Below are 14,026 nucleotides of genomic sequence, written 5' to 3' on the forward strand. Positions count from 1 at the left end.
GGCAAGGGCTGTATCTTGTATCTTAACTTAGTGCCATTCGATGCCTGTCACCCAGATATAAACCGTGTTTTACTTCTGAATTCTGAATTTTAGCTAAATTAACTCTTGAAAGTCCCATTTGCACAAACACTTCCTTTTGGAAGACTTACCAAGATAGTTTGTAGGGGCGAAAGACGAATCTCGCAAGTCTCATTTCCAAATAGCAACTGGGACTTCGGGAACTTTTCTTTGTCTAGCTCTATTTTCACAGACTTGTTGATCCCCAAAGAGGAACTTCCCCTAGACTCCTGTAGGTTGGGGTAGCGGCTTGCCTTTAATGGCTCATTCCCAGAGGAGAATCCCAGATCCCCGACATTTGTTTCTTTATTTGGAACATCTAACAACGAGATATCAATCAAAGGTAAGGTAATTTTCAGTGTTGTACCTTGATGAAGTCCTGCACTCTCAAGAGTAATGCTACCTCCCATGAGTTCGATTAAGTTTCGTGAAATCGCTAGTCCTAGTCCAGTACCTTCAAACTGGCGTGTAGTAGTGCCATTCACCATTACAAAGGGGCGAAATAGTTTGTGCTGTTGAGTTGGATCGATGCCTATACCTGTATCTTTGACAGCTACTACCACCTCAGATTTACCATTACTAGATTGAATTTCTGTAGCAATGGTGATGCTGCCGGTATCGGTGAACTTGGTGGCGTTGCCGATAACATTAATCAGTACCTGCTTGAGTTTTCCCGCATCTGCATTAATTGGGATTACTTTGGGGGCTAACTCACATTTCAATTGCAAGCCCTTGTGTTGGACATTAACTGATTGTAAATTAATCACCTCTAACAATAGTTGTCGGAGGTCAATAGGCGTGGAAATAACTGAAAGCTTACCTGCTTCGATTTTAGAAATGTCGAGTAAATCATTAATAATGCCTAACAAGTGAATCGTTGTTTCATCGGCACGTTTGAGAAACTCCATTTCTTCTTCCCGGTCATCACATAAGCCATCTTCAACCAGGCGAATACAGTTAATAATAATATTTAATGGGTTTCTCAATTCATGGGAAGTCGTAGCCAAAAACTGGCTTTTAATTTGGTTAGCGCTTTTTGCTTCTTTCCAAGCTATTTCTAATTCTTCCGAGCCAGCTTTCAGCCGTTCTACCATTTGGTCTAATGCTTGGGCTAGTTGGTTGAATTCCCGAATTTGAAAATTGTGCGGAACTGGTTGGGCGGCATGGTGAGAGTGAATATTGAGAGCGTAGTCTCGTAATTCTTCTACAGGACGGGCTAAGTAAGGAGCTAAATATAGGGATGCTAACAAACTTGCGCCAATCAAACCAACCGTTAAAACAATAAGAATTAGTTTGATTTCCTCTAAACCAAAAAGCGCATTATCGACACTGGTAACAGCTAAGACGATCCATTTTTGCTGCTGCTGTTGGGTAATTGGATTTCCAATAGCTGTATAGCCAGCGACTAATTCTTTGCCCTGTGTAAAAAACAAATTTACCGAATCATTTTTTCCCGTAATTGCATTTTTAATTATGCTTTGAATTTCGGAAGCATGAGGGTGCTGATTGATATTAGTTCCCACCCACTCTGTAAATGGGTGCGCCAAAATTGTACCATCTTCAGCAATTACTACCATAGCGCCTGTGAGCGATCCCGGCGGATTTCTGGTTTGTTGGTATAATGCAGACTGAATACTTAAACTGTAAACAGAATTTCTTCGGCTGTCGGAGACTGGTGCAGATAAAACTATTTGCAGTTGATTTTGGGCATTTCTTTTTCCAGTTATTCCTGCCTTTGGCGGGAAGATTGTTTTGACATCAATACCGTCACTAGGCAAAGGTAATCTTAATTCTCCAATTTCTCGATCTCCACAGCTACTAGCAATTATCTTGTGGTTGAGAAGATTTGTTAATTGGATACACTCAATACTGCCTGGAAGTTGTTGTCTTAACTGCGTGAGTATTTCTTGCTCTTGTATAGGCGAACCCGACGGAATCACTGTTGTTTTGCTGACACTCAGCAAATTAGCTTTTAGGATTGCGATCGCATCACCAATTCTCTCGCCTTTACTGATGGCACTTTCTGTTAAATTTTGCCGTGCAGTTCTCAATATACTAGTACGTGCCTTATTCAAAGCAACAATTTCGCCTACAAGTAAAACTGGAACAAACAGCAGCAATATTCTCGTTACTAAAATTCGACGAAAGGAAGATTGGCGGGAATTAGTCATCAAGTGTCTCACTTTGCACCTGCAATCTACAACACCAAAGATATGCAATTAGACCAGCTAGATGAGACATTTGATTAAATTACCAGAATTTTATTTTCAATGTTTAAAAATAACAAATTGCTATAATTCAAAAAGAAACGTAGTATACCAAAACTCGTATATGCTAGATGTAAAAGCGATTTTTGTTGCATATCAATACAGTGGTGAAATTATCAAACAGTAGCTTGCAGGTATGGTTTTTTTGAGATTTTATACACGACTAAAGAAGATATTAAAACTATCAAATCGATACAATGTTGCAACATCGTCCTCACACTACAGTTGTTTTAGCAATGAGTGCAGATGGCAAGATAGCAGATTTTAAGCGATCGCCCGCTCGGTTTGGTTCAAGGGTTGATAAATCACACTTAGAAAAACAAATTGCTGCCTCTGATGCCGTTTTGTTCGGTGCTGGTACTCTGGACGCTTATGGAACAACACTTACTGTAACCGATCCAACTCTAGTGCAACTTCGGGCGCAAGAAGGGAAGCCTCCGCAACCAGTGTATATAGTGATTACAAACTCTGCAAACCTTAATCCGGAAATTCACTTTTTTAAGCAACCAGTTAGACGTTGGCTACTCACCACAACAGCAGGAGAATTTTCATGGAAAGAACGCTTACAGACGCTTCCTTCAACTCTAGGAACCGGAGTACAAGAGTACCCTCCAGAATTTGAGCAGATTTTAGTTTTTGAAACACCAACGCGAGGAATTGACATTCTCGCAGCCTTGAAGCAACTAGCCACTCTACATATAACACGCTTGGTGGTCTTGGGTGGAGGTGAATTAGTCGCTTCCTTGCTAGAACTAGATTTAATTGATGAATTATGGCTAACTGTCTGTCCGCTAATTTTAGGTGGTAATACTGCACCCACACCCGTCGAAGGGAAAGGATTTTTACCCGATTTGGCTCCCAAGTTACAACTCATAGAAGTTCATACAGTTGAGCAAGAAGTGTTTTTGCACTATCGTCTGCAACGACCAGCAGATTAGATTACGCTAAGTTAAGTTATTTATTGGGCAATTCAATTTTGGATTTTGGATTTTAGATTTTGGATTAAATTTCAATCTAAAATCCAAAATCTAAAATCTAAAATTCTTACTCCCTACTTCCCTAAGATGGTGGAACAACTTAAGCCTCGCTATTCTGTCGTTTGGACGAACAAAATCGCTGAAGTACCCCAAAATGCCTGGAATGCTTTGGCTATGCCACTCAAAACGCCATTTTTAGAATGGGAGTGGCTGAATAATCTCGAAACTTCCCAGAGTGTTACGGCTAAAACTGGTTGGTTGCCAAATCACTTGACATTGTGGCGAGATAAAACACTGATTGCTGCTGCGCCACTTTATCTTAAAGGACATAGTTCTGGTGAATTTGTTTTCGATCACCAATGGGCAGAGTTAGCCGATCGCATCGGAGTTCAATATTACCCAAAATTGCTGGGAATGACACCATTCACCCCAGCCGAAGGTTATCGGTTCTTAATCGCCCCAGGAGAAGATGAGGATGAAATCACAGGGCTGATGGTGCATGAAATTGACACTTTTTGCTCCAAAAATCAGATTTCTGGGTGTCATTTTCTCTACGTCGATCCCCAATGGCGTTCGATGCTAGAACGGCATGGCTTTACAACTTGGCTGCACCACAGCTATATCTGGGAAAATGCTGGCTTTAAAACTTTTGATGACTACTTGAAGGTGTTTAACGCCAATCAGCGCCGCAATATCAAGCGGGAACGGAAAGCTGTAGAGAAAGCAGGTTTACGATTGCAACCACTGGCTGGCGATCAAATTCCTCAGTCTTTGTTTCCCTTGATGCACCAATTCTATGCTGACACCTGTGATAAGTTTGGCTGGTGGGGTAGCAAGTATCTCACACGGAGGTTTTTTGAGCAGCTACACACCGATTATCGCCATCGAGTCTTGTTTGTTGCCGCATATAGTGAGGAAGATAATTCTCATCCTTTAGGAATGTCTTTTTGTTTATTTAAAGATGACAAACTCTATGGACGCTATTGGGGAAGTTTTCAAGAAATAGATTGCTTACATTTTGATGCTTGTTATTATGCACCGATTGAGTGGGCGATCGCTAACGGCATCCAAATTTTTGATCCTGGCGCGGGCGGGCGACACAAAAAACGCCGTGGTTTCCCCGCCATGCCCAATCACAGTCTGCACCGCTTTTACAATAATCGTTTAGGACAAATTATTCGTCCCTATATTAAGGAAGTGAATCAACTCGAACAGGAGCAGATTGAGGCGATTAATGCAGAGTTGCCGTTTAGTGAGAAAAATGCTTGAGGAAAAAGAAGTACTTTTGTAACACTATCATGCCAGATGGCACTATTCGGAATAGTTGATAGGACTTACGCACAAATAACGGAAAACGAACCACAGAGGACACAGAGTTCACGGAGAAATTAGAGTTTAGGAGGGTTTTTGCGTAAGTCCTGGTTGAGTCTAATTCTCTGATTTTCTTTTAAGTAAAAGGAATCAAAAATATCTGAAAGATATCAAGAAGACTAGGGAGGATAGGAATTACACTTGATATATAGTGTAAAAACCCTGAAAAAAGAAAATTTCTTTTTATAATGCTTATGGATTTAATAGTTGAAGATTTAACCGCAATTGATGATAAACTTTCCCAGCGTCATATTGACCTCGATCCCGGTGGATATTTCATTATTTACTTAGATCGAGACGCAGGGTTAATTTACGCCAAGCATTTTACAAATGTGATTGACGATCGCGGTTTAGCTGTCGATCCCGAAACGGGAAAGGTAATTCCGGCGCGAGCAAAGGTAGAACGAACTCATACAACAGTTTTTAGCGCAAGGACGGCGAAAGAACTTTGCGTGAAAATTTTTGAAGAAACTCAGCCCCCTCCTGTAACTCAATTAGATCATGCAGCTTATTTAGGTCGAGAATTTGTCCGGGCTGAGGTGGCTTTAGTTACAGGGCGAGAGTATGTTCAAGATTAAGCCAATTTTAGATTTTTAATTTTGGATTTTGGATTGAAAGAAAAATCTAAAATCTAAAATCTAAAATCTAAAATTGAATAACTCCCCCATTACCCATTAGAAGAGGGCTGATTTATCTGATAGATATAGTAAGTTGCCATTGGGATAACGGTGGCAGCAATTAACAATCCTACTACCCAAGCAGTAGCGTTACCTTGGTTGGTTTCTTCTGCTTTCTTGAAAGTGCCTTCTACTTGTACATTGTCAGTTATTTTGGGTGGGCCTGGATCGGTTTTGCCAGATAGTACAGCAACAAGGCGATCGCTGGCATCAAGAAATGCCTGATTGTATTTGTCACCATTGCGTAACGGTACACTTACTGTTTCAGTAGCTACACTCTCGGCAATAGAGTCAGTAAGTATTGGCTTGACTTGATCCCCAGTAATAATGGCAGTACCATTGGTAACTGTATCAAGAACCAATAAGGTTTGATTAGCTTGGGCTGCTTTTGTCGGAAACCATTTTTCAAACAGTTCTTTAGTAAAACTTTCTGGTGTTTCGCCGTAGTCGAGGCGGCGAACAGTAACAATTCTGACTTCCTTATCTGTTTGCTTTGCCAAATCCTTAAAAGCGCTGCTAATCTTGCCTTCATTCAGACGGCTGATGACTTCACCTTGATCCAAAACCCAGGTGTCATTCCCTGCTGTCAGGCTGGGTATTTGATACACACCTGTGGCTAAAGCAGGTGTAGTAAATAGCGAGGCTGCGAAAATAACCGTCACCAAAGGTAGAATTAGCCGGATGAGGTGTTTTTGACTGCTAAAAACTTGTTTGAAGAGCTGTTTCATTGTGTGATCCCTAAGACAGACTTGCACCAAAAATACTACAGAACCACTGCAAAAATCACCTCGTTCCCGATTTTCTTCAGTGTAAAATTTCTGATATTCCCAGCAAATATGTATTGTACGGGATTTTTGATTGCACAAACTTGTTATGAGGGCGGGTGCAAGCATTAACCTGACACTAACTGTCTTGCTCGTCACAAGAAATACCGCCCATTTTGGGAATTAACCCAAATGTTTAGGGCGGAATTTGCAAACCATCTAGAAATCATATCGCATGATTCATATTTTGGTTCAGCAACGCCATATTTTTTCATATCTGCGAGTAGCTTTTCCTGCCGTACTCATGTGATGGCTGCTATCTGCATTTTTCTGATATTTTAGCTAAGTCAATATCATATAGACATGACCATAATTTTAACTAATGACGATGGCATTGATGCCCCTGGTATCCAAGCGTTGCTGAAAGCTGTAAACGGTAGAAATTCTATTATCGCTGCTCCTGCCGATCATCAGTCTGGCTGTGGACATCAAGTTACTACTACTCGTGCTATCAATCTCCAGCGACGTTCTGAAACTGAGTATGCGATCGCAGGTACTCCCGCCGATTGCGTGAGAATTGCAATAACACAAATTGCCACAGATGTCAAATTTGTACTTTCAGGTATCAACGCTGGAGGTAATTTGGGAGTAGATGCCTACATTTCTGGTACAGTGGCCGCCGTGCGGGAAGCTGCGATGCACGGTATTCCCGGAGTTGCTATTTCCCAGTATCGCAAAGCTAAACAGAATTTTGATTGGGATCTGGCTGCCAAATTCACCACTGAAGTTTTAGCGGATTTACTCAAGCGTCCCCTAGAACCAGGAAGTTTCTGGAATGTGAATTTGCCACATCTGCAACCAGGAGAACCAGATCCTGAAGTGGTGTTTTGCCAAGCCTGTACCAAACCTTTGCCCGTGAACTATCGAATTGAAGGCGATAATTTTTATTATGTAGGGGAATATGGCAAACGCGATCGCACTCCTGGTAGTGATGTGGATGTCTGCTTTTCCGGCAATATCGCCGTCACTCAGTTAAGGGTATGACCGAATAATTCATAATTTAAAGACACTGTTGTTTGTGCGATCGCAACTCGCAATCAAAATTTTCAAGGATTTGAAATCTGGTAGAGTTTCAGTGGTACTGAATACTAATTTCAAAAAAAGGAGAAATATATGCAATTTCTCAAAATTGTTCTTGTTGCTCTCGTGTTGATGGTAAATCTGCTAATTGCTCAACCCTCTTGGGCGGGTAAGGATTTTACTAAGGGGGCTGACTATGCTGAGGTAACTCAGGCGCTCAATCAACTTCTAACTGTAAAAGATACACCTGAGCAAGCTGGCTATACACCTGAGCAGTTCCAGCAACGACTAGCACAATTGCAATCTCAGAAAAATGTCATAGAAACAGCTAGTAAGCGGGCGCAGTGTCGCAATGAAACTGGAAAGACTTTAGCTGTCTATGCCAATAAACCAAAAAAATCTCCAACCCAACTCTACTTTCTGGGCGCAGGAACAATCACCGATGATGATTGGGATTGCGATGGCATTTACTTACCCGCAGGTACTCAAGTGGTTCTAGGCCCGAACGCTCAACCACAAGAACTGACTGAACCAATCGCCGTCAAGTTCGTTGATGGCACACAGTCTCTTGCTAGAACCAATCTAGCCACTGGTGCAATTGAATTGAATGTTGAACCTGCTAAAGTATTCAAGGCGGGTGAGAGCAACTGGTTGCTTCCTACTTATTCCCAAGCCGATATCGATACGCAAATTCCTACCCCACAACTCATTGACTAATACAGCAGAATTCAGAAGTCAGAATGGGCTAACGCCCCGCTACGCTAACAGGAGTAAAACACGCTTTATACCTGGGTAAAAAACTTACCTTGTGTACCTCACTTTCCTTGAAATCTGCTGTAATTCAACTTTTATGCATTTCCCGCATAAAAGTTGAACTAAATAAAAGAGTAGGGTTTCGGAGGCTGACAATTCTTTGCGTTCAGCAATATCGCGGTGAAGTAACAGTCAAGATGAAGCATAATTAAATATTAATTTTTCAAATCTTTAAATATTAAAAACTTTCTTTATCCAATATTTATATAGTTAAGAATTCTGTAGAGAAAACATACGTAGTTATCCAGTATTTTGGCAATCTTTATTTAAAGATCGTCAAAACTTTTATATTCCTTTAACAAAACATCTATCAATGTGAATATTTAAACAAAGTCTCATAAAGAAGATAGACATAACACCGCGATCTATTGTCAAATATGTAATTGATTCAATCTAGAAGAATACTTAAGTACTCTATGTAAAATTATTTTATTTGAATACTTACGTATGTGTTTACTCTTCTTGGGCGTTCCTTGTCTCAGTGATCTGCATCTGCACATCAGTGAAATTAGAAGCCGTCAAGAATGGTGACTGATCGTTTTCGATGAAATTCACCAAACTGAATTTACATACATCAAAAACCCGCAAATTTGTTGAAAGAAAACAAAGACTAATATATTCTTCAAGTAATTATTCATAATTGGTAATTACTAAATATATTAATAGGCAAATCAATGATTAGCCGATCAATATATTTATAATATCAAGCTTTATGATGCATTCTTTGTTGAAAATATTCATCAATATAAAACTAATCCTGAAACATTCATTATGGCATCAGATCAAAACTTATCAACATCTGTAAGTCCAGTAATTGCTAATAAATCACCTCTAGAAACCATTAATCCGGGGCAAAGCAATATTTCTGCTCGGTCTAGCTTGATCTCTCAAGGAGATGGACTAAAAGGAGAGTACTACGACAACATCGATTTCACCAACCTCAAGCAAACTCGCACAGATCCGACGGTAAACTTTAACTGGCGCGCTGGTTCCCCAGATCCGTCTATCGATCCAGATACCTTCTCAGTGCGCTGGACAGGTCAGGTAGAAGCTAAGTACAGCGAAACTTACAAGTTCTACACCACTACTGATGATGGTGTGCGACTGTGGGTAAATGGTCAACAAATTATCAATCAGTTTATCGATCAACCTGCCGCCGCATACAGTGGCTCGATCGCACTGGTTGCTGGTGAAAAGTACGATATTAAACTTGATTACTACGAAAATAAATCCAATGCCGTTTCTCAACTGTCTTGGTCAAGCACCTCTCAGGCTAAGGAAATTATTCCTCAGTCCCAACTGTATAGTAATGCTAATGTCAGCACACCCACCACACCCACCACACCCACCACACCCAGTACTGGCAATGGACTAAAAGGAGAGTACTACGACAACATCGACTTTACTAACCTCAAGCAAACTCGCACAGATTCGACGGTAAACTTTAACTGGCGCGCTGGTTCTCCAGATCCGTCTATTGGTGCAGATACTTTCTCAGTGCGCTGGACAGGTCAGGTAGAAGCTAAGTACAGCGAAACTTACAAGTTCTACACCACTACTGATGATGGTGTGCGACTGTGGGTAAATGGTCAACAAATTATCAATCAGTTTATCGATCAACCTGCTGCCGCCTACAGTGGCTCGATCGCACTGGTTGCAGGCCAAAAGTACGATATTAAACTTGATTACTACGAAAATACAGGCAATGCCGTTTCTCAACTGTCTTGGTCAAGCAACTCTCAGGCTAAGGAAATCATTCCTCAGTCGCAACTGTATTCACCAGTTCTTCAGTCCAGCATCACATTAGGCTCGCCTTCTATGACTGTGAACGAAGGCAGCAAGAATGTCACCGTAACTGTACTTAGAAATGGTGATTTAAGTGGCACTTCTTCAGTTAAGTATGCAACCATACAGAATACTGCCACAAAAGGAGTTGACTATGGGAGTGAAGGCATCGAAAGTGCTGGAATACTTACTTTTGCACCTGGACAAAGTAGCACCCAAGTATCTATTCCAATCAATGATGATTCCTTAATAGAATCAGATGAAACCTTTGGTTTTGTAATCGATCAGGCACAGGGGGCAACACTAGGACTGCAAAGAACTCTCTCAATTACCATTCAAGACAACGATCGCTCTGGCATCGATATTACTCCGCCAGTGATTAATGAAGGTGACGGTACTGCTACGGTGACAGTTACACGGGGTAACGCTACGGGGGCTGCTAGTCTGGACTACAAAACCGCAGATGGCACAGCTAAAGCTGGATCTGACTACCAGACCGTATCTGGAACCTTGAATTTTGCAGCCGGACAAACCAGTAAGACCATTGCTATTCCCATAATTAATGACACCGTTGGGGAAGCAAATGAAACATTTACTTTGAAGTTCAGTAACGCAGTTGGAGTGCAGCTAACTACTCAAGAGACAACTCTTACTATTATTGATAACGACTCTGGTAACTTTGCTTTAGATAAGGTAGCTTCTGGTTTGATTCAACCCACAGCTTTTGACTGGACACCTGACGGTAACAGCCTATTTGTTGCCCAGAAAAATGGGGTAGTGCGAGTTGTGAAAAACGGTACTTTATTATCAACAGCATTTACCAATATTTCTGGAGAGGTAAATGATACGCGCGATCGCGGTCTGTTAGGCATTGCCGTACATCCAGATTTTGGCAAAAGTCCAAACGGCAACAACTATGTTTACCTGTTGTATACCTACGATCCACCAGAAACTAGTCTAAACAATTCTAACAACAATCCCAATAGCACATTGGACGATCCCGATCAGAATGGGAATCGGACTGCACGGCTAAGTCGCTTTACAGCCGATCCCAACACTAATTACACTACTGCGATCGCTGGCAGCGAAGTTGTACTACTCGGTACAAATGGCACTTGGGGAAATATCAGCCACCCAGATGGAAATAGCACAAATGTCTCACTTGGCTATGCACCATCAGGAATTCTCAACAGAGATACTGGTAAGCCATTTACCAGCTTGCAGGATTATCTCAATAATCTCGATAAAGTCCAAAATATCCAGAATTTTATCGCCAATGATAGTGAATCTCACTCAATTGGTTCTGTGCGCTTTGGTACTGATGGTTCTCTGTTTGTGAGCGTAGGAGATGGGACTTCCTACAATGGGATAGACCCCAGAGCAATTCGCGTCCAGGATGTTAATAATCTCTCCGGTAAGATTTTGCGGATTGACGCGATTACCGGTCAAGGCTTATCAAGTAATCCTTTCTACGATGGCGATGTCAATAGCAATAGTTCCAAAGTTTATAGCTTAGGTCTGCGTAACCCCTTCCGTTTCACAATTGATAAAAACACCAATACCCCCGTAGTTGGTGATGTTGGCTTCGTAACTTGGGAAGAGGTCAATGTTGCCAAACCAGGATCAAACTTTGGCTGGCCGTTCTATGAAGGAGGACTTGACGCCAATGGCAATACTACCAGTCTGAAACAACCAGGCTATTCTAATTTAGATGCAGCGAAAGCTTTCTATAGTAGTGGTAAAGCTGTTACAGCACCAGTTTACACTTACAAGCATACTGGTTCCAATTCGATTGTTCTGGGTGACTTTTACACAGGTAATACTTTCCCTTCAATCTATCAAGGTGCTTTATTCGTTGGTGATTTCAGTCAAGGAACTATCGATGCTTTGACATTCGATAGTCAGGGCAAATTTGTCTCAGTTAAGCGATTTGCTTCCCAAACAGACAGACCTAATCTAGGGGTAACTGCACAAATCACCACTGGCCCGGATGGTAATTTATATTACGCAAACTTGACAGGAGGCGAGATCGATCGCTTCCGAGCTGTTTAAAGAGTTCAAGTGAAAGTCGCACACTGAGCAAATATCCCGCCCAGAACTAAAGTTCCGGGCTGATAGCTAAAGTCCTCTAAAAGAGGACTGAGCTAAATTTCTTCTTTAGTCCTCTTTTAGAGGACTTTCGCTATGAGACTCGGAATTTATTCCGAGGCCGGATTGCCATTCCTTTTAACTCCTAACTCCTAACTCAGCACTCAGCACGGGCTAAACGCCCCGCTACCGCTAACAGCACTCAGCACTCCTAAAGCCCCATGCCCAATTCAAGATAACTTTGTCAGAAATCCTAATAGTTTTTTGGTATTTGATGTTAGGAGTGTTCGACGATAAGCATCAGCTGCTTTTTTAATCGCTTCGGCTTGAGTGGGATAAGGATGAATGACACTGCTTAACTTACTCAAACCAATTTTATTCACCATTGCTGTAGTCACTTCTGAAATCATCTCACCCGCGTGACTGGCGACAATAGTTGCACCGAGAATTTTATCAGACCCCTTTTTATGGTGGATTTTGAGAAATCCAAACTCTTCACCATCTGCGATCGCTCGGTCTACACTACTAAAAGGTATCTCAATTGTTGTCACCTCAACACCCAATTTCTGCGCCTCGTGTTCGGATAACCCGACATGGGCAATTTCTGGGTCAGTATAAGTTACCCAAGGCATCACCAAACTACTGAGTTTCGAGCGTCCTATGCCAAAGGGAGAAAATAGGGTATTTTTAATGACAATCCGGGCGGCGGCATCAGCTGCATGGGTAAATTTCCAATTCATGCAGATATCACCAGCTGCATAAATTTTGGGATTGGTCGTTTGCAGATAATCATTTACCTTTACGCCTTGGTGCTTGTCGTATTCTACACCCACAGCTTCTAAATTTAGATTTTCGACATTTGGCGATCGCCCCGCACCAACTAAAATTTCATCCACTGTCACCGAATCTCGATGACCATTGGCGGAAAAATAAAGCCGTTTCCCCTCGGTGACAGTTACCACTTCTTCCAATTTGGAATTGAGAACTACGCGAATTCCTTCGTTAATCAAAACCTTTTGGAGAATTCTAGCCGCATCTGCATCTTCTTTATTTAGAAGATGAGAACCGCTATGGAAAAGCACCACCTCACAACCCAAACGCCGGAAAGCTTGCGCCAATTCGCAACCAATCGGGCCGCCACCAATCACCGCCAAATGTTCTGGTCGTTGAATCAGGGAAAAAACCGTCTCATTAGTTAGATAACCCGCCTGTTCAATTCCCGGAATCGACAGTTTTGCAGCTTTTGCACCAGTTGCAATTACAGCTTTTTTAAACTTGAGGGTTTTATCGCCAACTTCTACGGTATTTTTACTCGCAAATCGACCGTTACCCAAAAAGACATCCACACCCAACTTTTGAAACCGTTCCGCCGAGTCATTATGGCTGATATCAGACCTGATTCGCCGCATCCTGGCCATGACTTTAGAAAAATCAACATCTATATTATGTTGGGGAATATTAACCCCCAAGTCTTTAGCATCCCAAATTTCGCCAACAACGCGGGCAGAGCGAATAATAGTTTTAGATGGTACGCAACCAACATTTAAGCAATCTCCACCCATGAGATGCTTTTCAATCAACGCCACCTTTAAACCTAAATCCAGACCCGCCGCACCCGCCGCCACCACTAATCCCGCCGTACCAGCACCAATTACTACCAAATCATAAACATCGGCGGGTTGAGGATTAACCCAATTTGGCGGATGGACGGCAGACACCAACTTTTGGTTATACTCATCCATTGGGCGAACTGTGACTATTTCTAAATCTGAATTGGTCATTGGCAAAACCTCTTTTAAAATTAAGAATCCCGATTAATTTCGGTGGCTCAGTCTTTTATTTTTATGCTTGTTTATAGCGTCGATTGAGTGAGTGACAAGAACACCACCCCGCCAAAGCTACGCTTTGTTTCCCCTGCCCTTAGCAACTATGGTGTATACACAAGTCTGAAGTAGTTAGTTTACGAATCTGGTTTTTACCCCACCCTAACCCTCCCCGTATGTATTGGCTACGGTGTATACACAAGTCTGAAATAGCTGATTAACCAGGGTTTTACCCCACCCTAACCCTCCCCTTGGAAAGGGGAGGGAACAAGATTTTCCAGTTTCCCCCCTTTGCAAGGGGGGATTAAGGGGGGTAATTTGACT

Annotated in this window: 9 protein-coding genes; 6 read left to right on the forward strand and 3 right to left on the reverse strand. The window is 41.9% G+C overall.

Annotated features, from left to right (window positions below):
- Positions 1-98: 98 nt before the first annotated feature.
- Positions 99-2,228, reverse strand: a complete 2,130-nt coding sequence (locus HWQ37_RS27645; RefSeq protein WP_292753623.1) for an ATP-binding protein — start codon at positions 2,226-2,228, stop codon at positions 99-101.
- A 293-nt stretch (positions 2,229-2,521) separates the two neighbouring features.
- Here HWQ37_RS27645 and HWQ37_RS27650 point away from each other — a divergent pair, with 293 nt between their 5' ends.
- The 3 genes from HWQ37_RS27650 to HWQ37_RS27660 all read left to right on the forward strand — a co-directional run bounded on the left by HWQ37_RS27650 (position 2,522) and on the right by HWQ37_RS27660 (position 5,250).
- Positions 2,522-3,262 (forward strand): RibD family protein, encoded by a 741-nt coding sequence (locus HWQ37_RS27650; RefSeq protein WP_292753624.1) that lies wholly within the window; start codon positions 2,522-2,524, stop codon positions 3,260-3,262.
- A 126-nt stretch (positions 3,263-3,388) separates the two neighbouring features.
- On the forward strand, positions 3,389-4,570 hold the full coding sequence (locus tag HWQ37_RS27655) for a GNAT family N-acetyltransferase (RefSeq protein ID WP_292753625.1): 1,182 nt from the start codon (positions 3,389-3,391) through the stop codon (positions 4,568-4,570).
- Positions 4,571-4,866: 296 nt separating this feature from the next.
- The gene (locus HWQ37_RS27660; protein ID WP_292753626.1) at positions 4,867-5,250 is read left to right on the forward strand and encodes a DUF4346 domain-containing protein; all 384 of its coding nucleotides are present in this window, start codon (positions 4,867-4,869) and stop codon (positions 5,248-5,250) included.
- An 89-nt stretch (positions 5,251-5,339) separates the two neighbouring features.
- Here the strand turns inward: HWQ37_RS27660 and psb32 are convergent, their stop codons facing one another.
- On the reverse strand, positions 5,340-6,077 hold the full coding sequence (gene psb32, locus HWQ37_RS27665) for a photosystem II repair protein Psb32 (protein WP_292753627.1): 738 nt from the start codon (positions 6,075-6,077) through the stop codon (positions 5,340-5,342).
- 399 nt (positions 6,078-6,476) lie between these two features.
- Here psb32 and surE point away from each other — a divergent pair, with 399 nt between their 5' ends.
- The 3 genes from surE to HWQ37_RS27680 all read left to right on the forward strand — a co-directional run bounded on the left by surE (position 6,477) and on the right by HWQ37_RS27680 (position 11,843).
- Complete coding sequence (gene surE / locus HWQ37_RS27670; protein ID WP_292753628.1) at positions 6,477-7,157, forward strand: 5'/3'-nucleotidase SurE; 681 nt, start codon at positions 6,477-6,479, stop codon at positions 7,155-7,157.
- 129 nt (positions 7,158-7,286) lie between these two features.
- Positions 7,287-7,910 (forward strand): hypothetical protein, encoded by a 624-nt coding sequence (locus tag HWQ37_RS27675; protein WP_292753629.1) that lies wholly within the window; start codon positions 7,287-7,289, stop codon positions 7,908-7,910.
- Between the two features lie 867 nt (positions 7,911-8,777).
- On the forward strand, positions 8,778-11,843 hold the full coding sequence (locus HWQ37_RS27680; protein ID WP_292753630.1) for a PA14 domain-containing protein: 3,066 nt from the start codon (positions 8,778-8,780) through the stop codon (positions 11,841-11,843).
- Positions 11,844-12,109: 266 nt separating this feature from the next.
- On the opposite strand, the gene HWQ37_RS27685 is transcribed toward HWQ37_RS27680, so the two are convergent.
- Positions 12,110-13,660: a mercuric reductase gene (locus HWQ37_RS27685; RefSeq protein ID WP_292753631.1), complete on the reverse strand. Its 1,551-nt coding sequence runs from the start codon at positions 13,658-13,660 to the stop codon at positions 12,110-12,112.
- Positions 13,661-14,026: the final 366 nt, after the last annotated feature.

Source organism: Nostoc sp. NMS4 (assembly GCF_017115095.1).
Lineage (GTDB): Bacteria > Cyanobacteriota > Cyanobacteriia > Cyanobacteriales > Nostocaceae > Nostoc.

Excerpts from the sequence above, each read along its gene's own strand:
- psb32 (WP_292753627.1), bottom strand. The coding sequence starts at position 6,077 with ATGAAACAGCTCTTCAAACAAGTTTTTAGCAGTCAAAAACACCTCATC.
- HWQ37_RS27650 (WP_292753624.1), top strand. The coding sequence starts at position 2,522 with ATGTTGCAACATCGTCCTCACACTACAGTTGTTTTAGCAATGAGTGCA.
- HWQ37_RS27680 (WP_292753630.1), top strand. The coding sequence starts at position 8,778 with ATGGCATCAGATCAAAACTTATCAACATCTGTAAGTCCAGTAATTGCT.
- surE (WP_292753628.1), top strand. The coding sequence starts at position 6,477 with ATGACCATAATTTTAACTAATGACGATGGCATTGATGCCCCTGGTATC.
- HWQ37_RS27685 (WP_292753631.1), bottom strand. The coding sequence starts at position 13,660 with ATGACCAATTCAGATTTAGAAATAGTCACAGTTCGCCCAATGGATGAG.
- HWQ37_RS27660 (WP_292753626.1), top strand. The coding sequence starts at position 4,867 with ATGGATTTAATAGTTGAAGATTTAACCGCAATTGATGATAAACTTTCC.
- HWQ37_RS27675 (WP_292753629.1), top strand. The coding sequence starts at position 7,287 with ATGCAATTTCTCAAAATTGTTCTTGTTGCTCTCGTGTTGATGGTAAAT.
- HWQ37_RS27645 (WP_292753623.1), bottom strand. The coding sequence starts at position 2,228 with ATGACTAATTCCCGCCAATCTTCCTTTCGTCGAATTTTAGTAACGAGA.
- HWQ37_RS27655 (WP_292753625.1), top strand. The coding sequence starts at position 3,389 with ATGGTGGAACAACTTAAGCCTCGCTATTCTGTCGTTTGGACGAACAAA.